This is a genomic window from Amorphus suaedae (assembly GCF_053629675.1).
Map to the genome: position 1 here is coordinate 1,364,938 of NZ_JBRJIT010000001.1, position 20,122 is coordinate 1,385,059.

Genomic DNA, 20,122 nt, shown 5'->3' on the forward strand with positions numbered 1-20,122 from the left:
GGGGGCCGCCGACCCGATCGTGATCGCGGTCCCCTTGCCATCATTGCGCCGCGGCGACCACCGCGCCGGTCCCGAGGTTTTCGCGCAGCACCGGCATCACCTCCGCGGCGTAGAGCTCCATGTTCTTGCGGGTGAGATCGGCCGGCAGCGTTCCGAACTGCATCAGCGTCAGCAGGTGACCGAAACCGATCTCCTTCTGATAATGCTCCAGCCGCTGGCGCACCGTTTCCGGGCTGCCGCAGATGAACATGCCCTTGTCGATGACGTCGTCGATGGTCTGCTTGCTGCCGATGGAGGACTTCGCCTTCATCACGCCCAGCATCGACTTCAGCGACAGGTAGCCGGGCGGCAACAGCATCTCCTTCGGCATGCGAAGGAACTTGTTGAGGAAGGTCTCGATGTGGGGCTTGGCCTCGCGGCGGGCGATCTCGTCGGTCTCGCCGACATAGACCGGGACCGACCAGCCAAGATTGTCCTCGCTCGCCTCGTAGCCGAACTCCTCGGCCTTGTCCTTGTACATCTGCATGTACTTGGCGAGCATCGCCACCGGCGTGAACGTCTGCAGATAGGTGTAGCGCCGGTCCGGATGGGCGGCCCAGTCGATGGTCTCGCTGGAGCCCTGCGACGGGATCCACACCGGCGGATGCGGCGTCTGGTACGGCCGCGGCCACAGGTTCACGTACTCGAACTGGTAGTGCTTGCCCTCGAACGAGAACGGCCCCGTCTCGGTCCAGGCCCGGATGATCAGGTCGTGGGCCTCGTGGAAGCGGTCGTGGGACTCCGCGGGATTGGAGCTCCAGGCGTGATATTCCGCGCCGATGCCGCGCACGAAGCCGGCGATGAAGCGTCCCTCGGTGATGTTGTCGACCATCGCGAATTCCTCGGCGACGGTGACGGGATTGTTGAGCAGCGGCAGGGCGCGGCCGAGGATCGCGATCTTGACGTTCTTGGTCCGCCGCGCCAGCGCGCCGGCCATGACGCCCGGCTGCGGCATCAGCCCGTAGGCGTTCTGGTGGTGCTCGTTGACGCAGATGCCGTCGAAGCCGAGCTGGTCGGCATATTCGAGCTCGTCGAGATAGCGGTTGTAGAGCTTCGCGCCCTTCTTCGGGTCGTAGTAGCTGTTCGGCAGCGTCACCCAGGCGGAGTTGTAGGTCTTGTCGTAGTCCAGATCGAGATCCGCATAGGGCATCAGGTGCATCATGTAGAATTTCATCGGGCGGCTCCCTCGATGAAGCTGGCGACCTTGGCGGTGAATTCGTGCGCCTTCTCGACGTGGGGCAGATGCCCGCAGTCGGGAATGATCTCGAGCTCGGAATTGGGGATCAGATCACGGTAGGCCGGCCCGTATTCCACGGGCAGCAGCTTGTCGTCGTCGCCCCACAGGATCAGCGTCGGCACGTCGACCCGGTGCAGCCACTTCTTCAGGTGCGGATTGTGGAAGCGCGGGTTCCAGGAGAGCTTCGCCGTGGTCAGCCGGTTCTTCAGGACGACCGTGAGTTCCGACTCGTCCGCCGGCTGCGGCATCGCCTTGGCGATTTCCTGATTATGGAAGAGGTTCTGGGTGAGCTCCTCCGGCGACCACATGAACATGTCGCCGCGCTTCACCCCCGGCACGTGGATGCCGGCCGGCGCGACCAGGGTCAGCGTCTTCAGGCCGGCGCAGCTGCGCGTGGCGATTTCCGCCGCGATCCAGCCCCCGATCGAGGTGCCGACGAGGTGCACGCCGTCGAGCCCGAACGCCTTCATGAAGTCCATGTAGAAGAACGAGAGGTCGGCGATGTTGTCGAGCCACTCGGGCGTCTCGGACGCTCCGAAGCCGGGATGCTCGGGCACGATCAGGTCGTACCGCTCGGCCAGCATGTCCATGAACGGCAGCCAGCGCCCTGCGCCGGCCGCGCCATGCAGGAACAGGAGCGGCTCCCCCTTCCCCGCGCGCATGACGCGCACCTGACAGCCCGCGACCGTCTCGGTCGTCTCCGTATGCGCCATCGCGCCTCGCCTCCCTTGTCTTCCTCCCACCGGACGTTCGATTGTGCCGCCGGTGATTTTCCGAAAGTGTACACCTAACCGCCGGATCCGCGTCAAGCTGTCACGTGCGTCGATTTGGTGAATCGCACCGATAATCCAACTAACTCAATGAAATAATTCGATAAAAATAGGCGAAAGAGCTATTGGCTCACATCGACCGTCGAGTTAGATTGCATACCAAAACAGGGAGAGCGCACATGAAGGTTCAGGCGGGGCTGGTACTGGACGACCAGGTCGGAGTGGTGACGGGGGCGGCCAGCGGCCTGGGCTTCGCGATCGCCGAGGCGCTGGCCGAGGCAGGCGCCACGGTGGTGCTGACAGACGTGGACGCCGACGGGCTGGAACGGGCCGTGGACGCGATTCGCGCCGGCGGCGGAGCGGCCGAAGCCGCGGTGTGCGACGTGGGCGACCGCCAGGCGCTGCGCGGCTGCATCGACGACGTCGCCGCGCGGCACGGCCGGCTCGACATCGCGGTCGCCAACGCGGGCGTCACCGCCGGACCCGGCTACCTCACCGAGATCGGGCAGATCAACGCGGTCGACGACGACCAGTGGGACCGGGTGCTGCAGATCAATCTCAGCGGCGTGTTCGCCACCATCCAGGCGGCGGCGAAGCACATGAAGCCGCGTCGCTCGGGCCGCATCGTCGCGGTGGCGTCGGTGGCCGGGCTGAAGTCGGAGGTGATGTGCGGCTACGCCTACACCGCGACCAAGGCCGGCGTGGTGAACCTGGTGCGCCAGGCGGCCATGGAGCTCGCCGGCTACGACATCATGGTCAACGGCATCGCGCCGGGTCCCTTCCGCACCAACATCGCCGGCGGGCGGATCCGCCAGCCGGAAATCGAGGCCCAGTTCGCCTCCATGGTGCCGCTTGGCCGGATCGCCGATCCCGATGAGATCAAGGGGCTGGCGCTGCTGCTGTCAGCTCCCGCATCGAGCTTCATGACCGGCGTGACGATTCCCATCGACGGCGGGATCATGGCGCGCTGACCGTGCGCCCGGCGTCGCGTCACTCGCAGGTGGTCAGCGTCACCGGGTCGACGTCTTCGGGCAACAGGGCTCCCATGCGCTGGCAGGATCCGTCAATGCACACCCGCCAGTCGGCGGTCGCGCCGGAGCGGCGCAGCAGAATCTCGCGCTGGGTGCCGAGCTTTGGGTGTGCCACGTAGAAGTCCCCGACGCGGACCGCATCGTCCGGCGGCTCCATCCCGGCGCCGGAGCCCTGCACCCGGACCTCGTCGAGCACCAGCCCGGCGGACGTGGCGTGCCAGTCCTCCTGCCATTCGATCTTCTCCACCGAATGGGTCCAGGCGAGGGTGAAGCTGGCCGCGAGCTTGATCGCAACCGATCCGGCGACGAGGCAGCCGATCGCCATCGATCAGGCTCCGGCAGCCGCTTTCGCCTGGCGCGTCTTCCAGTAGTGCCAGCCGACGAAGGCCGCCGCCAGCGCGAAGCCGATCTCGTCGGTCAGCGGCATGGCGAGGATCAGCGTCGCCGCCGCCGCGAATGCCACGAGGCGCTCGATCACGTTCAGCCGGCCGAACAGGTAGCCGGTGGCCGTCGCCGCCCACAAGATGATGGCGATCAGCGCCTTGACCACCACGAAGAGAACGGCCGGCCAGAAGCCGATCGCCGCCGCCATCGGATCCCCGGGCTGCAGCATGAGCGACGGGGAGTAGACCGCCATGAACGGCACCACGTATCCCGCGAGCGCGATCCGTGTGGCGTTGAAGGCGATCGAAAGCCCCTGCGCCTTGGCGATCGGCGCCGCCGCGAAGGCGGCCAGCGCCACCGGCGGCGTCAGGTCCGCCATGATACCGAAATAGAAGACGAACATGTGCGAGACGATCAGCGGCACGCCGAGCGACAGCAGGGCCGGGCCGGCGATCGCCGAGGTGATGATGTAGTTCGGGATCGTCGGCAGGCCCATGCCGAGGATCAGGCAGGCCACCATGGTGAGCAGCAGCGACAGGAACAGCGAGCTCTCGCCGACCTGGACCACGAAGGCCGCGAACGACGTGGCGATGCCGGTCAGCGTGAACACGCCGATCATGGTGCCGACCAGCGCGCAGGCGATGCCGACGGGCAGCGCATTGCGGGCGCCGTCCGCCATGCTCTCCAGGCTGATCTTCAGGGTCTCCCGGCCGCCCTTGATGAAGAACAGGAGGGCCACCAGCGCCAGCACGCAGTAGGCGATGCCGTCGATGCCGTACTTCAGGAAGCTCGACGCCGCCACGCCCAGCACGATCCAGAAGACGATCTTCAGGCCGTACGGGCCGATGGCGCGCGCCACCGGGGCGCCAAGCACGATCAGCGCCGTCAGCGCCAGTCCGACCGTCCCGGCGAACAGCGGCGTGTAGCCGGAGAACAGCAGCCACACCAGCATCGCCAGCGGCAGCAGCAGGTACCAGCCCTTGGCAAGGGCCGCCCACGCATTCGGGCATTCCTCCTTGGACAGGCCGAGAAGGCCGTGCCGGCCGGCTTCCAGGTGGACCATCGCGAAGACGGTGAAGAAGTAGAGCAGCGCCGGGATGATCGCCGCCGTGGCGATGGCCGAGTACGGGACGTCGATGGTCTCGGCCATGATGAAGGCCACCGCGCCCATCACCGGCGGCATGATCTGCCCGCCCATCGAGGAGGTCGCCTCCACCGCGCCGGCGAAGGCGGGCTTGTAGCCGAACCGCTTCATCAGCGGGATGGTGAACTGGCCGGTGGTCACCACGTTGGCGACGCCGGAGCCGTTGATGGTTCCCATCAGCGCCGATGAGACGACCGAGACCTTGGCCGGTCCGCCCTGGGCGTGGCCGACGGTTCCCATGGCGAAGTCGGTGAACAGCTTGACCATGCCGGCGCGCTCCAGGAACGCGCCGAACAGGATGAACAGGAAGATGTAGGACGACGACACGTAGGTCGGCGTGCCGTAGATGCCCTCGGTTCCGAGGAACATCTGGTCGACCACCTGCGCGTAGTCGTAGGGCCGGTGGTCGAAGGGCGCCGGCAGGTATTCGCCAAACAGCGCATAGGCCAGGAACGCCGCGCACAGGATCGGCAGCGACAGGCCCATCAGCCGGCGTGCGCCCTCGAAGACCAGCACCACCGCGATGGTGCCGACCACGATGTCCATGGTGTTCGGATCGCCGGCCCGCTGGATGAGCTCCACATGGAACACCCAGTGATAGAGGCCCACCACGAACGACAGGATGCCCAGGCCCCACAGGACGTAGCGCATGCCGCCGCCTCTGTGGTTGCCGGCGATGGCGAACATCACCAGGAGCAGGAAGCCGACGTGGACGGAGCGGACGATCTGGCTGGCGAGCGGGCTCCAGGCCGCCGTGGTCACCTGGAAGGCGGAGAAGATGATGGCGATCCAGAAGACCGCCTTGCCCCAGCCCCCCTCGCCCCAGGTCAGCTGGTGCATGCCGTCGGTGACGACCACTTCCGCGCCGTCGTCCTCGTCGACGTGGGGCGCGTTGCTGGCGGAGGCGGAAGTGGGGGCAGCGGGGGTCGACATCGACGGATGACCTTCAGGAGAACGCTCGATCTCGCATGACCCGGCCGGATGAAGCGGGCAACCGGCCGGCCGGGCCGACTTTCAGCGCGTCGGGGCGATCAGGACAACCGCCCCGCACCACAACGCGAACGCGCCGCCTTCCTTGCGGAGACGGCGCGTCCGATGTCGACCAGGTCGCAAATCAGGGATTCACGCCCTTTTCCTTGAAGTACTTGGCCGCGCCCGGATGGAACGGCACCGGCGAGCCCTTCATGGCGTTTTCGAGCTTGATGCCCTTCGCCGCCGAGTGGGCAGCGACCAGTTCCGGCAGGTTGTCGTAGATCGCCTTTGTGATGGCGTAGACCTCGTCTTCGCTGAGATCGGAGCGGGTCACCAGGAAGTTCGGCACGGCGGCCGTCGCGACGTCTGCGCTCTGGCCGTCATAGGTGTTGGCCGGGATGGTCGCGGCGAGATAGGGCGCGCCGATCTTGTCGATCACCGAGGCCGGGATCTCCACCACGACGATCGGCACCGAGTTGGCGAGATCCTTGATGGAGGCGACGCCGAGGCCGGCAGACTGCAGGGTCGCGTCGAGCTGGCGGTTCTTCATAAGTTCGACGGATTCCGCGAACGGCAGATATTCCACCTTGCCGAGGTCGTCATAGGTGATGCCGGCCGCCTCGAGGATGGCGCGGGCGTTCAGTTCGGTGCCCGATTTCGGCGCACCGACCGACAGGCGCTTGCCCTTCAGGTCGGCGATCGACTTGATGCCGGACTCCTCGGAGGCGACGATCTGCACGTAGTTCGGATAGATGCCGCCGAGCGCCACGACCTTCTTCAGCGGCGCCTTGAAGCCCGCTTCCTCGTTGCCCTTCGCGCCGTTGGCGAGGCTGTCGGCCAGGGTGAAGGCGACTTCGCCCTTGCCCTGCTCGATCAGGTTGAGGTTCTCCACCGACGCCTTGGTCGACTGGACCGACGGGCGGGCGTCCGGCACGTTGTCGCCGATCACCTTGGAGATGGCGACGCCGAGCGGGTAGTAGACGCCCGAGGTGCCGCCGGTGAGGATGCCGACGAACTCGGCCTTCGCCGCCACCGGCGCCAGCGCCAGGGTCGTCGCCAGCGCCACGGCGCCGAAGCGCACGGCCTTGAAACGTTGGGCAGTTTCGATCAGTCGCTGCATGGGCGTTCTCCCTTCCGGTTTCCGAAAGTCGCACCGGGACACGGTGCGCTCCCGGTCAAAGGCCAATTTTCTTGTCCTCTTGTTCGACAGCATCCACAGGACGCGCGCCGGGAGCAAGTGACAATCCGTGGAAAGCCTCCCAAAGGTTGAGCGCGCGCTCGGGACCTGCCGCGTCGCCGTCCCGTTTCGCCTCTCGCCTCTTCCGTTGCGCCCGGACCTCGCATTACGATGGCGGACGCACCGACCCAGCCCGCGCGGAGGCAGCCCTGTCCGACCATCCCGACACATCCGAGGCGCGGCACAAGGGCGCCATACTGCGAGACTGGGTGGGGCGCTGGGCGGCCGAAAAGCCCGACCACCCGGCGCTTCTTTCGCCATCGGGAACCGTCACCTATGCCGAGCTCGATGCGCGCGCGCAGCGGCTTGCGGCGGGACTGCGCGCAGCCGGCCTGAAACGCGGCCAGCGCATCGCGGCGCAACTGCCCAACAGCGCCGAATTCGTCACGACCTACCTGGCGGCGGGCTATGCGGGCTGCGTGTTCCAGACCCTCCACATGCCCTATCGCGCAGCCGAGATCGTGCCGCTGCTCGCGCACGCAAAAAGCGCAGCCTTTTTTGCGCTTTCTTGCGCGAAAGACTTCGAACCGGCTGCGTTCGCGCTCGGTGCGCGCGCGCACCTGCCCGACCTCGAGCTGGTGGTCGCCGTCGGCGATCCCACGCCGGAGGGGGCGGTCGCCTACGACGATCTGGCGGCGGCCGAGGGCGCGGATGACTTCCGGCCCGCGCCGTCCGACCCCTACGTGCTGCTCTACACCTCCGGCACCACATCGGCGCCGAAGGGTGTGATGGTCGCCTACGAAAACTTCCTGCCCAACGCCGCCCGCAGCGCGCCGGAGCTGGGCGTCGACGGGACCTCGGTGCTGCTGGCGGCCGCCCCGTTCACCCATCTCTACGGGATCTTTTCCATCAACCTGGCGCTCGCCGCCGGGGCCACCATCGCGCTGCTGCCGGTCTACAGCCCCCCGGCGCTGGCGGAGGCGCTCGCCACCTACCGGCCCACCCACCTGTTCTCGGCGCCGGCGCACATGGTGGCGGCCGAGGCGAACGGGCTGCTGACGCCGGACCTGCTGGCGTCGCTGGAGCTGCTGCAGATCTCCGGCAACGCCTGCCCGCCGGCGCTTGCCCGCACCGTCCAGGAGCGCCTCACCAACGGCAAGGTCGGCCAGCTCTGGGGGATGAGCGAGCTGCAGGCCGGCGCCTTCACCCGCCCCGGCGATCAGCTGGAGGCCCGCACCGGATCGGCCGGACGCGCCAGCCCCGGCACCGAGCTTCGGGTGGTGGAGGGCGACGTCCCCTGCCCCGCCGGCATCGAGGGCGAGCTGCAGGTGCGCGGGCCGTCGCTGTTTTCCGGCTACCTCGACAACGAAGCCGCCAGCGCCGACGCGTTCACCGGCGACGGCTGGTTCCGCACCGGCGACCTGGCGGTGATGGACGCGGACGGCTTCATCCGCATCACCGGGCGCTCCAAGGACGTGATCAACCGCGGCGGGGTGAAGTTCAATCCGGCCGACGTGGAGGACCTGCTCGCGGGACACCCCGCACTCGCCCAGTGCGCCATCGTGCCGGTTCCCGACGCCACGCTCGGCGAGCGCGCCTGCCTGGTGGCGATCGCCCGCCCCGGCGCCGAGCCGCCGACGCTGGACGACCTGCGCGCCTTCCTGACGAAAGCGGGCGTGGCCAAGACCAAGTGGCCGGAACGGCTGGAGTTCGTCGACGAGATGCCGATGACGCCCACCCGCAAGGTGAAGAAGGCAGAACTCGCCAAGCTGCTGCGCGAGCGCGAGCCCAGCTGACTGCCGCCAGACGTGAGCGCAGTCAGGACGAAGCCTGAGCCAGACTGCCCCGCATGATCGCGGCAAAGGTCCCGGACGCTTCCGTCTCACTGCACTGGCCGCGCACCATGGCCGTCGAAAGAGCCTCGCCCGCGCCCACCAGACCGACGCATCGCCGCTCCAGCTCGGCCGGCGGCAGCGCGCAGTGTGGTCGGAAGGTTGCGGCGAAGAACTGCACCTGCACCGCCAGAAGCTCCTGGTGGACCGCATCCATTTCTTCGTTCCCGGCGAGCGCTGCTCGGACGACGTGAAACTCGCCGCCGGTATCTACCGAGCAATGGATGTAGGCTGCCGCCAGCGCCTCGACGACGTCCTCCAAGCTCCGCTCGCCCAACGCCAGCGCGGCGTAGACCGCACGCGACTGCTCCAGGTCGAGCATCTTGTAGAGTTCGATCAGAAGACCCGATCGGGTGCCGAAATGGTCGTAGGCGACCGGCTTGGAGACACTGGCGCGGGCGGCGAGGTGTCCGAGGGTCAGCCGATCCGCGCCTTCGTCGCGCACGATCGAGAGCGCCGTATCGAGGAGTTGCCGCCGGCGCTCCTCCCTCGGAAGCCTTCGGCGGCCCGTGCTGTCCTGCGTTTCGCCCACTACCGCCCCCGCCTCACCTTGCGCAACCTACCAACCGTAGCCACGTAAGTTACCATTGGTAGGATTTTGAGAAGGAGATGCAGCGATGTCAATCGATCCCGTCCTCCTCGTCGGAGGCTCCGGCGTCGTCGGCAGATGGACGGCGCGGCACCTGCGGGATGCACACCCGGATGCACCGCTTCTGATCGGGGGACGCGACCTGGCCAAGGCCGACAGGGTTGCCGCAACGGTCGGCAACGCCGAGGGTGTCGCCATCGACCTGGCGGCCGACGATCTCGGGTTGGGCCGGCGCGCCGTGAGTGCGGTCGCCGTGTTGCTGCCGGACGAGACGCGGGCCGGGCTGCGCTACGCCAACGCGCGGGGTGTCCCACACATCAGCATTGCGTCCGGCGTCGAGGACATGGGTCCCGACGTCGCGACCTACGTCCACAATCCTCGAACCGCGGCGATCGTCCTGGGCACCGAATGGCTCGTCGGCGCCACGACGATCCCCACCCTCGATGCGGCCCGTGCATTCGGCCGCCTGCGGGAGATCCGGCTTGGGGCGGTGTTCGACGAGGAGGACCTCGGTGGGGCAGCGCATCTGACCGATCTGAAGGGCCTGACCGACGTGATTGCCCCCGCCCTCACCCGTCGGAACGGCGCCTATGTCTGGCGGCAAGGGGAAGACGCCAGAGCTACGGTCCACGCTCTCGACGGCACACCGATGGACGCCTTCGGGCTCTCGATCAACGACGTCGTCGCCCTGGCGGCGGCAACGGACGCGCCGAACGTCGAATTCAACCTCGCCCTCGGCGTCTCCTCGAGCCGGCGCCGCGGTCAGGCGATGTCGACCGAGATCATCATCGAGCTGGCCGGAGACGACCATGAAGGCAAGCCGCTCCGCACGCGTCGTGCCGTTGTCCATCCGGAGGGCCAGTTCCCGATGACCGGACTGGGAGTCGCCATGGTCCTCGAGCGCCTGGTCGGCCTAGACGGCAAACCGGCGGCAGAGCCCGGGCTTTACTTTCCCTATCAGTTGCTCGTCCCCGCCACCTATTTCAGACGCCTCGAAGCGATCGGCGGCAAGGTGGTCGACCTGGCCGTGCCCTGATCGTTTCAGCCGGCCCTACCCCTCGGCGCGCCTCTTGTCGTCGGCGATGCAGCGGATCTCGCCGTCGGTGAGGCGGTAGGCCCAGCCGTGGACGTGGAGATCCTGGCCACGGTCGAGTGCATCGCGGACGATCGGGCTCTGCAGGACACGGTCGCATTGGCCCTCGACGGAGAGCTCGCACAGCCGGTCGAAGCGTTGCTCGTCGTCGGTGATCGCGTCGAGCTCCTCCCGGTTGATGCGGGCGATGTCGCGGATCGGCTGGAGCCAGTGGTCCACCATCCCGCTCGGCGAGCGCTCCATGGCGGCCCGGATGCCGCCGCAGCCATAGTGGCCGCAGACGATGATGTGGCGGACCTTCAGGACGTCGATGGCGAACTGCAGCACCGACTGGCAATTGAGGTCGGCGTGGTGGACCAGGTTGGCGATGTTGCGATGGACGAAGACCTCGCCGGGCGGCAGGTCGGTGATGACGTTGGCCGGAACGCGGCTGTCGGCGCAGCCGATCCACAGATACTCGGGCGCCTGCTGGTGCACGAGCCGGTCGAAGTAGCCTTGATCGCGCTCGATCTGCTTCCGCGCCCAGTCCTTGTTCTGCTTCAGGAGATGTTCGAGCACGTTCGCCTCATTCCCTTCCTGCCACGGGGTCGATTGGTCTTCGAGGGCCTTCCTTACAGCATTCCGCGCACAAGCTGAATCGCCGCGGTGGTGCCGGTCGGTACACTTTTTGATCAACGACGCATTGCATTGCGCTGGCGCGCCCCGGGGAACCTCGTGCAGGGAACAGCCGCATGGGGTAGGCCGTTGCTTGCTTTCTCAACCGTGTTCGTGTCTTGGAGAACCACTCATCGGCCGGATCCGGATGCGGTCAAAAGGGGAAACAACTCAATGGGCGCCGCAATCGAATTTCTACTTGCCAACTTCACGCTCAACCTGTTCGTGATCGGCCTCTTTGTAGCGGGGATCGCCATTTTGCGGGCACCCCATCCGACCCGGTCTGTGGTGATCGAGAAGCTCTTCGCCTATTTCCTGCTGTTCTCGATATTCGTTTCATACTTCTACAACTTCGTGGCGCACGTGTTTTTCGGAGACTACATCGCGAAGTTCATCGGCTGGGCCCCCAGTCCCTTCCAGGCCGAAGTCGGATTTGCCTCGCTCGGCTTCGCAGCAGTCGGCCTGCTCGCCTTCTTCGGTGACCGAGGCCTGCGGATCGCGGCCATCGTCGGGCCGACGTTTTTCCTCTGGGGAGCGGCCGGCGGGCACATTTATCAGATGGTCGCCCACAACAATTTCGCACCAGGCAACGCCGGCGTCATTTTCTGGTCCGACATTCTCATCCCGATCGTGGGACTGACTTTTCTCTGGCTCCAGCGCGATCGGGCTCGCGGTGAACCCGGCAGGATCTGACCCGCTGGACCGCTAACCGCGCTCGTCCGCCAGCTGCGCCTTCAGATGGAAATGCTGGACCTTGCCGAGGGCGTTGCGGGGCAGCGTGTCGACGAAGCGGATCTCCCGCGGGACCTTAAAGCGGGCGAGATGCGTCCTGAGGTGGGCGATGAGCGCGTCGCCGCCGATCTCGGCACCCGGCCGGGCGACGATGAACGCCACCGGCACTTCCTGCCACTGCGGGTCGGGACGGCCAATGACGGCGGCCTCGGCAACATCCGGATGCTCGTGCAGAACCCGCTCAATCTCGGCCGGATAGACGTTCTCGCCGCCGGAGATGATCATGTTCTTCTTGCGGTCGTGGACGTAGAAATAGCCGTCCGCGTCGCGGGTGCCGATGTCGCCGGTGTGGAACCAGCCGTTGCGCAGCACGTCGGAGGTGGCGGCCTCGTCGCCCCAGTACTCGTAGAGCACCGTCGGGCCGCGCACGATGATCTCGCCGGCAACGCCAGGCGCGACCTCGCGGCCGGCCTCGTCCACCACCCGCGCCTCGCAGGCGAGCCCCGGCAGGCCGACGGTGCCCTTGCGCATGACCGCGTCGACGCCGCCGATGCGGGTGTAGATGCAGATCGGCGCGGTCTCGGTCGAGCCGTAGACCTGCAGCACCTTGATGCCCTTCTCCTGGAACGCCTCGATCAGCGGCTGCGGCACGATGGTCGAACCGGCTCCGACGGCCCTGAGGGAGGTGATGTCGGCGCCCGTCTTCGCCGCCTCATCAAGGATCGCGGCCATGGTCGCGGGCACGACCACCGTCAGGGTCGGCCGGTCGGCCGCGATGGCGCGCACCGCCGCCGCCGCGTCGAAGCGGTCGTGGACGGTCAGCGTCGCGCCCACCTGCAGCGCCGGGGTCGACTGGATGTTCAGGCCGCCGACATGGAACATCGGCAGCGTCGTGAGCACGTGGTCGTCGGACGTCAGGTTGTGCAGGTGCGTGGAATGGATGGCGTTCCAGACCAGCGCGTCCTGGCGCAGCACCGCGCCCTTGGGGCGGCCCGTGGTGCCGGAGGTGTAGACGATCAGCAGCGGACAGGTGGTGTCGATGTGGGGATTGCGGCCATCGCCCTCGATCCGCGAAAGGGCATCTTCCAGGCGGACGCCGCCGGCGGGGGTGAAATCGAGACCGATCACGCGGCAGTCGGGGACCGCGTCGGGCATGGTGTCCAGCACGGCCGCGAACGCCTCCTCGACCACCAGGAGCTTCGCCGAGGCGTGCTCGAGGATGTAGAGGTGCTCGGGCACCGCGAGGCGCCAGTTGACCGGCACCAGCATCGCGCCGAGGCGGGCGCAGGCATAGAGCAGCACCAGATAGTCCGGCCGGTTGAGCGACAGGATCGCCACGCGGTCTCCCCGTCCGATCCCGAACCGGCTCTTGAGGAGACGCGCGGTGCGGTGGATGCGGTTGGCGAAGGCGCCGTAGGTGAGGACCTCGCCGTTGAACCGGATGGCCGGCTTGTCGGGCGTGAACGCGGCGTTGCGGTCGATCAGGTCGGAAAGATCCATGGGCAAATGTCCGTGTGCTGTCGATCAGAGCCTGGTCGCTGCGGGCGGTCGCCTCGGCGCCGCGATCCGCTCATGCCGACGAACGCCGGCAACCCCTGCGACGCCTCGGGCCTCCGATCTCGTGCCCCCGCGATCCGGCTTTCGCCGGAACGCGGTGACCGGACCGCCCCCCCGTGCGCCGCCCCGGAGGATCAGTCGTCCGTCTCGCCGTCCTCGTAGAGGGTGGCGCGGCCGAGACGGTCGACGCACAGCTCCGCCGTCCACGGCAGCATCAGCGCGCCGCAGCGGCTGTCGCGGTAGATGCGCTCCAGCGGCAGCGTCTTCAGCATCGACTGGCCGCCGCAGGTGCGGATGGCGAGGCGGGCGATGTCGTTGGCGAATTCCATCACCGTGTACTGGGTGGCGTAGGCGCGCATCACCTGGTCCTTGGTCGGATGGGCGCGCGCCTCGGTAACCGCCTGGAACCAGAGCGACTTCAGCTGCTCCAGCTTGATGCGCATCTCGGCGACCGCGATCTGCTTGGTCGGGTACATGCGGCGCTTCACCGGCGGCGTGCCCGGCACCTCGCCGCGCAGGTAGGAGACGGTGAAGTCGTAGGCGGCCTGGGCGAGACCCACGTAGGTCGGCGCCAGCGTCATGAACATGTGCGGCCAGTTGGAGGCCGCCTGGAAGTACATGCCGCGCGGCATCAGGGCCGCTTCCTCCGGCACGAACACGTCGTCGAAGATGAGGGTGCGCGAGACGGTGCCGCGCATGCCGAGCGGATCCCAGTCGCCGACCACGCTGACGCCCTTGGCGTCGGCCGGCACGGCCAGATAGAGGGTGTTGCGCCGGCTCTTCTTGCCGTCCGCCTCGGTCTCGGTGCACAGCACGCCGTAGTAGTTGGCGCTGCCGGAGAGCGAGGCGAAGATCTTCTTGCCGCGCACGATCCAGCCGCCCTCGGTGGGCACGGCCTCGGTGGAGAAGGCGACGCCGCCGGCCGCCGCCGCCCCGCCCTCGGAGAAGGGCTGGGCGTAGATCGCGCCGTCCTCGACGATGCGCTTGTAGTGGATGGCGCGGCGGCGCTCCTGGTCGGCGCGGTCCTCCGCGCTCATCTCCAGATCGTCGGCGAGCGGGCCCGACCACAGCGTCGAGCAGACGTGCATGTTCCAGGTGAGCGCGGTGGCGCCGCAGTAGCGGCCGATCTCGGCGGCGACCAGCGAATAGCTCTGGTAGTCCGCCCCGCCGCCGCCGAAGCGCTCGGGAATGCACAGGGCGAGCAGGCCGGCCTCGTGCAGGTCGTGATAGTTCTCGGTCGGGAACTTCGCCTCGCGGTCGTACTCGAAGGCACGGGCGGCGAACTTCGACTTGCCGAGCGCGCGCGCCGTCCGGCACCAGGCCGCCTGCTGGTCGGTCAGCCGGTAGGCGACCGGATCGAACATCGGCGCGTCGAGATCGACAGCGCTCACGTCGATTGCGGGCATGTTCATGGGTCGGTCCTCCTGGTCAGGCTCGGGGGGCGCCGTCGAGGCCGGCGAGAAAGCCGCGCATGGCCTCGGTAAAGGCATCGGGATGGTCGAGGTTTGCGAGGTGGCCGGCTCCGTCGAGCTCGACGTAGGTGGCACCGGCGATCTTCTCCGCCATGCGCTTCATCATCGGCGCCGGCGCGCTGGTGTCCTCGGTGCCGGCGATCAAAAGGGCCGGCACGGAAATGTTGGCGAGATTGGCGCGCTGGTCGAAGTGGACGAGGGCATGGACCATGGCGCGGAAGCTGTCCTCGCTGGTGGCGGCGAGCGCGTCGCGGCCGATGCGGAAGCCTTCCGGGTCCGGGTTCGGGCCGGTAAGGCCCTTCATCATCCCGTCGGCGAGGTCGGCCATCTTCTTGCCGGCGTCGAGGGGGGCGAGCCGGCCCTTGATGAACTCTTTCTGGAAGTCGCCGTCGGGACGGCCGAAAGCGGGGCTGGTGCCGGTGAGCACGATGGCGCGCGGCGCGACGAGGCCGGCGGCGAGCGCTTCCTGCACGATCATGCCGCCCAGCGACTGTCCCACCAGGATGGCGTCCGGGGCTTCGATCGCGGCCAGAAAATCGGCCAGCGCCACGGCCAGCGCGGGCAGCGTGGCCTCGTCCAGCGACCTTGACGTTCCGTAGCCGGGCACGTCCCACGAAATGGCGCGGTAGCGATCCGCGAAGGCGGTGAGCTGCGGCGTGAACACGTCGCCCGCTCCGCCGATGCCGTGAATGAACACCAGCGCCGGGGCGGACGGATCACCGGCCTCGACGTAGCCGAAGCGGCCGTCGGAGGTCGACTTGCGCGCGATCGCAGCGGATGCACCGGCCATGCGGATCTGTCTCCCGAAGATTGCCCCTTCGACGGAGGATAGCACACAGAAATTACATGAAAAGGAATAGTTTTAGAGTGAAAGACCGCGGTGCCGGCAAACGAAAAGGCCCCGTGCCCGCCTGGTCCGGCGCGCACGGGGCCCGATCTGAAAACGGGACCGACCGCTGATCAGTCGTAGGGAAGGCCGACGTAGTTTTCCGCGAACACCATCTTGGCGGCGCGGGAATGGGCGAGGTAGTCGAGCTCGGCGCGCTTGACGCGGTTGTCGAACGGATCCTCGTCGAAGCGGTGAAGCTGCGTCGTCATCCACCAGGAGAAGCGCTCGGCCAGCCAGATGCGCCGGAGCGCCTTGGCGGCATAGCCCTTCACGCCGCCCTCCTCGTCCTTGCGGTAATAGTCGATGAGCGCGCTGGAGAGGTAGAACACGTCGGAGGCGGCGAGGTTGAGCCCCTTGGCGCCGGTCGGCGGCACGATGTGGCCGGCATCGCCCACCAGGAACATCCGACCGTAGGCGAGCGGCTCGGCGACGAAGCTGCGGAGCGGCGCGATCGACTTCTCGATGGACGGGCCGGTGACCAGCTCGGAAGCGACATCGGACGGCAGCCGGCGCTTCAGCTCTTCCCAGAAGCGGTCGTCGGACCAGTTCTCGACCTTCTCGTCGGACGGCACCTGGACGTAGTAGCGGCTGAGCACGCGGGAGCGCAGCGAGCACAGCGCGAATCCGCGCGGGTGGCCCGAGTAGATCAGCTCGTCGGAGACCGGCGGCGTTTCCGACAGGATGCCGAGCCAGCCGAACGGATAGACCTTCTCGTAGACCCGGAGCTTGTCGGCCGGGATCGTCTTGCGGCTGGGGCCATGGAAGCCGTCGCAGCCCGCGATGAAGTCGCAGTCGACCCGGTGGGTCTCGCCGTCCTTCTCGTAGGTGACGTAGGGGCTGTCTCCGTCGACGTCGTGAAGGGCCACGTCGGCCGCGTTGTGGATGACGATGCCGCCCATGGCGTCGCGGGCCTCGTAGAGGTCCTTGGTCACCTCGGTCTGGCCGTAGACCATGACCGTCTTGCCGCCGGTGAGCTCGCCGAACGGGATGTGGATGCGCATGTCCTCGACGGCGATCTCGACGCCGTCATGGACCTCGCCCTCCGCGTCCATGCGCGCGCCGACGCCGGCCTCGCGCAGCATGTCGGCGAGCCCCTGCTCCAGCACGCCGGCGCGGATGCGCGACAGCACGTGCTCGCGGCTCTGGCGCTCCAGCACGACGGTCTCGATGCCGGCCAGATGCAGGCGCTGGGAGAGAAGCAGGCCGGACGGGCCGGCGCCGATGATTGCGACTTGGGTCTTCACGCGCTTGCTCCCGGGTAAGTCTTGGATTGCCGTACTCTACAGGTCCGGACGGATACCGGGGCCGGCGCCCCTGTGCCATCGGTCGTCCGACAGCGGATACGAGCCCGGCGCGCCACCGGATCGGTGCGCGCCGGGAAGTTTGCTGCCCGGATCCGCCGGACCCGGGGCATGCAGGCGATCAGACGTCGAAGAAGACGGTCTCGTTCGGGCCCTGCAGGTGGATGTCCAGCCTGTAGGTGGCCGTGCCGCTGCCCGACTGGCGCTCGGCGACGAGCGTTTCCCGGCGCCCCGGCGGCACCATCTTGAGGACGGGATCGTCGGCGTTGCACTCCTCGTCGGAGAAGTAGACGCGGGTGTTGAGGTGGATGTTGATGCCGCGGGCGAACAGCGCCAGCGACACGTGCGGCGCCATCAGGGTGCCGTCGGTGTTCTTCACCCGGCCGGGCTTCACCGTCTCGAAGAAGTAGTAGCCCGACTTCAGGTCCGACGCCGCCCGGCCGAAGCCGCGGAAGTCGCCGGAGAGCTCGCCGACGCGCGGATCGAGCGGATGGCGGTAGCGGCCCTTGCCGTCGGCCTGCCAGAGCTCGACCACCGCGTCGATGATCGGGGCGCCGGTGCCGTCCCACAGGTTGAGCTCCAGCTTGATCGCCTCGCCCTCGGTCTGCGGGCCGGCGACGACGTGGAGGTTCTCCTGGGTGCGCACGGGAAGCCCCGCGGCGGACGGCAGGAGGCCGATGTGGACGTAAGGACCAGCCGTCTGGGACGGCGTTTCACGAAGCAGCGTTACCGGCATCTCAAAGTCCCTCCGGCCTGTTGTCGAAATAGCTCTGCCGCGGACCGCGGAGCACGATGTCGAAGCGGTAGGCGAGGCAGTCGTGGGGGGTGTTCGCGGTCATGTCGAGCAGCGCCGTCATCGCATCGACGCCGGCCTTGTCGGGTACCGCGTTGACGATCGGGCAGATCGGGATCAGCGGGTCGCCCTCGAAATACATCTGGGTGATGAGGCGGGTGGCGAAGGCCGGACCGAACAGCGAGAAATGGATGTGCGCGGGGCGCCAGCTGTTGCGGTAGTTGCGCCAGGGATAGGCGCCCGGGCGGATTGTGCGGAAGTGGTAGTAGCCCTGGTCGTCGGTGACGCAGCGCCCGCAGCCGCCGAAATTCGGGTCGAGCGGCGCGATGTAGTCCTCCAGCGCGTGGCGGTAGCGGCCACCGGCGTTGGCTTGCCAGACTTCCACGATGGTGTTGGGGATGCCACGGCCGTGCTGGTCCATCACCCGGCCGTGGACGATGATGCGCTCGCCGATGGGCTCGCCGTCCACCTGGGCGTTGACGATCATGTCGTCGTCGTGGGGCGCCAGGTCGTTGTGACCGAACACCGGGCCGGTGAGCTCGGACATGGTCTGCGGGATCGACAGCAGCGCCTGCTGCGGCGAGCGCGCGACGGTGGACTTGTAGTTCGGGAAAAAGGCGGCCGGCTGGAGGCTGCGGTCGCGCGGCTGGAAGCCGGTGGGAAGCGCCGACCGGTCGTTGAGCCGGTCCTTCAGCGGACCCGCCCAGCTGAGCGTCGATTGGTCGTTCATGTGTCCTGTTCCTCCCTCGATTGAGGACCCTCGCCCGCGGCGAGAACTTGTTTTGCGATACCGTACGCCGTGTTGGCGGCGGGCACACCGGCATAGATGGAGACGTGCAGAAGGAGCTCGCGGAGATCCTCGACGGTCGCGCCGGTGTTGCGCATCGCCCGCACGTGCATCGCGAACTCGTCGTGGTGGCCGCCGGCGGCCAGCAGGGTGAGCGTCAGCATGGAACGCTCGCGCTTGGTCAGTCCCGGCCGGTCCCAGACCGAGCCCCACGCCATCTCGGTGATCAGGCGCTGGAAGTCGGTGTCGAAGCCGGTCTTGCGTGCCTCGGCCCGGTCGACGTGGGCGTCGCCCAGCACCGAACGGCGGACCGTCATGCCCTGCGCGTGGCGCTCGTCCATGCTCATTGCGTTCCTTCCCCTTGCCGCCAGGACGGCCGGACCGCGTCGTGCGCCGGTCGGTGCGGCATGCGTGCGCTCACCGTGTCGTTGTGGACGGCGGCGTCCGAATTCGTCTTTGACATTGGTCAAAGCTAAATATCGGCATTCGGTCATGTAAAATGACTTTTTCGATAAGATAGATAATCATAACGATATGATTCCGGCCCGCGTCAAATTCCGCCATCTCCAGTGCTTCCTGCAGACCGCCCGCCTCGGCGGGGTGGCCAAGGCCGCCCAGAGCCTGGGAGTGAGCCAGCCGGCCGTCTCCAAGGCGCTGGCCGAGCTGGAGGAGATCCTCGGCGTCCAGCTGATGGAGCGCAGCCGCGCCGGCGTGGCGCTGACGCCGGTTGGCGAGATGTTCCTGCGCTACGCGGGCGCCAGCATCGCGGCGCTGCGCCAGGGCCTCGACGGGGTGTCGCGCGCGACCATGGCGCAGGAGACCCGGCTGACCGTGGGCGTGCTGCCGTCGGTTGCCGGCCGTGTGGTGCCCGCCGCCGTCGATCGCTTCCGCAAGGCCCAGCCGGGCGTCACGCTGAAGATCGTCTCGGGCCCCAACCTTCACCTGCTCGACCAGCTGCGGCTCGGCGCCCTGGACCTCGTGCTGGGACGCCTGGGCGCGCCGGAGACGATGATGGGGCTGAGCTTCCAGCATCTCTATTCGGAGACGGTGACCTTCGCCGTCCGGCCGGGGCATCCCCTCGCCGCCGCGCCGGACCTCGCCCGCATCGTCGACTACCCGGTGCTGTTCCCCGACGAGGAAGCGGCGATCCGCGGCATCGTCGAGCGCTACCTGATCGCCAACGGCATCGGCCATATCCCCGACCGCATCGAGACCGTCTCCAACGACTTCGGCCGCGCCTACACCCGCCGCTCGAACGCGGTGTGGATCATCTCCTCGGGCGTCATCGCCATCGACGTGGACGAGCGAACGCTGGAGGTGCTGCCGTTCGACGTGTCCGACACGTCGGGTCCGGTGGGGGTAACGACCCGGGCCGACGCGGAGGTGCCGCCGTCGACGCGGGTCCTGATCGATGCGATCCAGCACGTGGCGAACCGCACGACAATCTGAGAAATTACATCAGATATTAACCATAAATATCTGAGTAAAAATGCCTATTTACCCAATCTTAATGAATCAAATTAGGTCGATGGAGGCAGCGATACCTGCAGTCTGACGCGGAATCGCCAACAAAGTGTTGCCGTCCGAGCGGGACCGCGCCGCCAGGCGG

The 20,122-nt window shown here is 67.6% G+C and carries 19 protein-coding genes; 5 read left to right on the forward strand and 14 right to left on the reverse strand.

Going from position 1 to position 20,122, the window contains the following annotated elements:
• Window positions 1-40 precede the first annotated feature (40 nt).
• Both AB7M35_RS06120 and AB7M35_RS06125 read right to left on the reverse strand, forming a co-directional pair.
• Window positions 41-1,213 carry an LLM class flavin-dependent oxidoreductase gene (locus tag AB7M35_RS06120; RefSeq protein WP_453958079.1) on the reverse strand — a complete coding sequence of 391 codons (1,173 nt, stop codon included), beginning with the start codon at window positions 1,211-1,213 and terminating at the stop codon, window positions 41-43.
• Entirely contained in the window at window positions 1,210-1,989 is a 780-nt protein-coding gene (locus tag AB7M35_RS06125; RefSeq protein ID WP_453958081.1) for an alpha/beta fold hydrolase, read from the reverse strand. Before AB7M35_RS06125 ends, AB7M35_RS06120 begins: the two co-directional genes overlap by 4 nt.
• Window positions 1,990-2,225: 236 nt before the next feature.
• Between AB7M35_RS06125 and AB7M35_RS06130 the strand changes: the two genes are divergently transcribed.
• Window positions 2,226-3,017 (forward strand): SDR family NAD(P)-dependent oxidoreductase, encoded by a 792-nt coding sequence (locus AB7M35_RS06130; RefSeq protein ID WP_453958083.1) that lies wholly within the window; start codon window positions 2,226-2,228, stop codon window positions 3,015-3,017.
• Window positions 3,018-3,036: 19 nt separating this feature from the next.
• Here AB7M35_RS06130 and AB7M35_RS06135 read toward each other — a convergent pair whose 3' ends face one another.
• The 3 genes from AB7M35_RS06135 to AB7M35_RS06145 form a co-directional block, all read right to left on the reverse strand.
• Window positions 3,037-3,402: a DUF1850 domain-containing protein gene (locus tag AB7M35_RS06135; RefSeq protein ID WP_453958084.1), complete on the reverse strand. Its 366-nt coding sequence runs from the start codon at window positions 3,400-3,402 to the stop codon at window positions 3,037-3,039.
• A gap of 3 nt (window positions 3,403-3,405) precedes the next feature.
• The gene (locus tag AB7M35_RS06140) at window positions 3,406-5,538 is read right to left on the reverse strand and encodes a TRAP transporter permease (RefSeq protein ID WP_453958085.1); all 2,133 of its coding nucleotides are present in this window, start codon (window positions 5,536-5,538) and stop codon (window positions 3,406-3,408) included.
• A 181-nt stretch (window positions 5,539-5,719) separates the two neighbouring features.
• On the reverse strand, window positions 5,720-6,697 hold the full coding sequence (locus tag AB7M35_RS06145; protein WP_453958087.1) for a TAXI family TRAP transporter solute-binding subunit: 978 nt from the start codon (window positions 6,695-6,697) through the stop codon (window positions 5,720-5,722).
• A gap of 326 nt (window positions 6,698-7,023) precedes the next feature.
• On the opposite strand from AB7M35_RS06145, the gene AB7M35_RS06150 reads away from it, so the two are divergent.
• Window positions 7,024-8,550, forward strand: coding sequence for a class I adenylate-forming enzyme family protein (locus AB7M35_RS06150; protein WP_453958089.1), 1,527 nt, complete (start codon window positions 7,024-7,026; stop codon window positions 8,548-8,550).
• 22 nt (window positions 8,551-8,572) lie between these two features.
• Here the strand turns inward: AB7M35_RS06150 and AB7M35_RS06155 are convergent, their stop codons facing one another.
• A complete protein-coding gene (locus tag AB7M35_RS06155; protein WP_453958091.1) occupies window positions 8,573-9,178 on the reverse strand; it encodes a TetR/AcrR family transcriptional regulator in 606 nt (201 codons plus the stop codon).
• An 85-nt stretch (window positions 9,179-9,263) separates the two neighbouring features.
• On the opposite strand from AB7M35_RS06155, the gene AB7M35_RS06160 reads away from it, so the two are divergent.
• On the forward strand, window positions 9,264-10,271 hold the full coding sequence (locus tag AB7M35_RS06160; protein ID WP_453958092.1) for an NAD(P)-dependent oxidoreductase: 1,008 nt from the start codon (window positions 9,264-9,266) through the stop codon (window positions 10,269-10,271).
• A gap of 15 nt (window positions 10,272-10,286) precedes the next feature.
• Here AB7M35_RS06160 and AB7M35_RS06165 read toward each other — a convergent pair whose 3' ends face one another.
• On the reverse strand, window positions 10,287-10,886 hold the full coding sequence (locus AB7M35_RS06165) for a carbonic anhydrase (protein ID WP_453958093.1): 600 nt from the start codon (window positions 10,884-10,886) through the stop codon (window positions 10,287-10,289).
• Window positions 10,887-11,156: 270 nt separating this feature from the next.
• Between AB7M35_RS06165 and AB7M35_RS06170 the strand changes: the two genes are divergently transcribed.
• Window positions 11,157-11,675 carry a DUF6790 family protein gene (locus AB7M35_RS06170; RefSeq protein ID WP_453958094.1) on the forward strand — a complete coding sequence of 173 codons (519 nt, stop codon included), beginning with the start codon at window positions 11,157-11,159 and terminating at the stop codon, window positions 11,673-11,675.
• A gap of 12 nt (window positions 11,676-11,687) precedes the next feature.
• Here the strand turns inward: AB7M35_RS06170 and AB7M35_RS06175 are convergent, their stop codons facing one another.
• The 7 genes from AB7M35_RS06175 to pcaC all read right to left on the reverse strand — a co-directional run bounded on the left by AB7M35_RS06175 (window position 11,688) and on the right by pcaC (window position 18,854).
• On the reverse strand, window positions 11,688-13,214 hold the full coding sequence (locus AB7M35_RS06175; protein ID WP_453958096.1) for a class I adenylate-forming enzyme family protein: 1,527 nt from the start codon (window positions 13,212-13,214) through the stop codon (window positions 11,688-11,690).
• 191 nt (window positions 13,215-13,405) lie between these two features.
• The gene (locus AB7M35_RS06180; RefSeq protein WP_453958098.1) at window positions 13,406-14,683 is read right to left on the reverse strand and encodes an acyl-CoA dehydrogenase family protein; all 1,278 of its coding nucleotides are present in this window, start codon (window positions 14,681-14,683) and stop codon (window positions 13,406-13,408) included.
• Window positions 14,684-14,699: 16 nt separating this feature from the next.
• Entirely contained in the window at window positions 14,700-15,533 is an 834-nt protein-coding gene (locus AB7M35_RS06185; protein WP_453958100.1) for an alpha/beta fold hydrolase, read from the reverse strand.
• Between the two features lie 170 nt (window positions 15,534-15,703).
• A complete protein-coding gene (gene pobA / locus AB7M35_RS06190; protein ID WP_453958101.1) occupies window positions 15,704-16,876 on the reverse strand; it encodes a 4-hydroxybenzoate 3-monooxygenase in 1,173 nt (390 codons plus the stop codon).
• A gap of 178 nt (window positions 16,877-17,054) precedes the next feature.
• Window positions 17,055-17,669, reverse strand: coding sequence for a protocatechuate 3,4-dioxygenase subunit alpha (pcaG, locus tag AB7M35_RS06195; protein WP_453958102.1), 615 nt, complete (start codon window positions 17,667-17,669; stop codon window positions 17,055-17,057).
• 1 nt (window position 17,670) lies between these two features.
• Window positions 17,671-18,456 carry a protocatechuate 3,4-dioxygenase subunit beta gene (pcaH, locus tag AB7M35_RS06200; protein WP_453958104.1) on the reverse strand — a complete coding sequence of 262 codons (786 nt, stop codon included), beginning with the start codon at window positions 18,454-18,456 and terminating at the stop codon, window positions 17,671-17,673.
• Window positions 18,453-18,854: a 4-carboxymuconolactone decarboxylase gene (gene pcaC / locus AB7M35_RS06205; RefSeq protein WP_453960631.1), complete on the reverse strand. Its 402-nt coding sequence runs from the start codon at window positions 18,852-18,854 to the stop codon at window positions 18,453-18,455. Before pcaC ends, pcaH begins: the two co-directional genes overlap by 4 nt.
• Window positions 18,855-19,047: 193 nt before the next feature.
• On the opposite strand from pcaC, the gene pcaQ reads away from it, so the two are divergent.
• A complete protein-coding gene (gene pcaQ / locus AB7M35_RS06210; RefSeq protein WP_453958105.1) occupies window positions 19,048-19,962 on the forward strand; it encodes a pca operon transcription factor PcaQ in 915 nt (304 codons plus the stop codon).
• Window positions 19,963-20,122: the final 160 nt, after the last annotated feature.

Coding starts and splice junctions, on each gene's coding strand:
- AB7M35_RS06120 (WP_453958079.1), bottom strand. CDS start 1,213: ATGAAATTCTACATGATGCACCTGATGCCCTATGCGGATCTCGATCTG.
- AB7M35_RS06125 (WP_453958081.1), bottom strand. CDS start 1,989: ATGGCGCATACGGAGACGACCGAGACGGTCGCGGGCTGTCAGGTGCGC.
- AB7M35_RS06130 (WP_453958083.1), top strand. CDS start 2,226: ATGAAGGTTCAGGCGGGGCTGGTACTGGACGACCAGGTCGGAGTGGTG.
- AB7M35_RS06135 (WP_453958084.1), bottom strand. CDS start 3,402: ATGGCGATCGGCTGCCTCGTCGCCGGATCGGTTGCGATCAAGCTCGCG.
- AB7M35_RS06140 (WP_453958085.1), bottom strand. CDS start 5,538: ATGTCGACCCCCGCTGCCCCCACTTCCGCCTCCGCCAGCAACGCGCCC.
- AB7M35_RS06145 (WP_453958087.1), bottom strand. CDS start 6,697: ATGCAGCGACTGATCGAAACTGCCCAACGTTTCAAGGCCGTGCGCTTC.
- AB7M35_RS06160 (WP_453958092.1), top strand. CDS start 9,264: ATGTCAATCGATCCCGTCCTCCTCGTCGGAGGCTCCGGCGTCGTCGGC.
- AB7M35_RS06170 (WP_453958094.1), top strand. CDS start 11,157: ATGGGCGCCGCAATCGAATTTCTACTTGCCAACTTCACGCTCAACCTG.
- AB7M35_RS06175 (WP_453958096.1), bottom strand. CDS start 13,214: ATGGATCTTTCCGACCTGATCGACCGCAACGCCGCGTTCACGCCCGAC.
- AB7M35_RS06180 (WP_453958098.1), bottom strand. CDS start 14,683: ATGAACATGCCCGCAATCGACGTGAGCGCTGTCGATCTCGACGCGCCG.
- AB7M35_RS06185 (WP_453958100.1), bottom strand. CDS start 15,533: ATGGCCGGTGCATCCGCTGCGATCGCGCGCAAGTCGACCTCCGACGGC.
- pcaG (WP_453958102.1), bottom strand. CDS start 17,669: ATGCCGGTAACGCTGCTTCGTGAAACGCCGTCCCAGACGGCTGGTCCT.
- pcaH (WP_453958104.1), bottom strand. CDS start 18,456: ATGAACGACCAATCGACGCTCAGCTGGGCGGGTCCGCTGAAGGACCGG.
- pcaC (WP_453960631.1), bottom strand. CDS start 18,854: ATGGACGAGCGCCACGCGCAGGGCATGACGGTCCGCCGTTCGGTGCTG.
- pcaQ (WP_453958105.1), top strand. CDS start 19,048: ATGATTCCGGCCCGCGTCAAATTCCGCCATCTCCAGTGCTTCCTGCAG.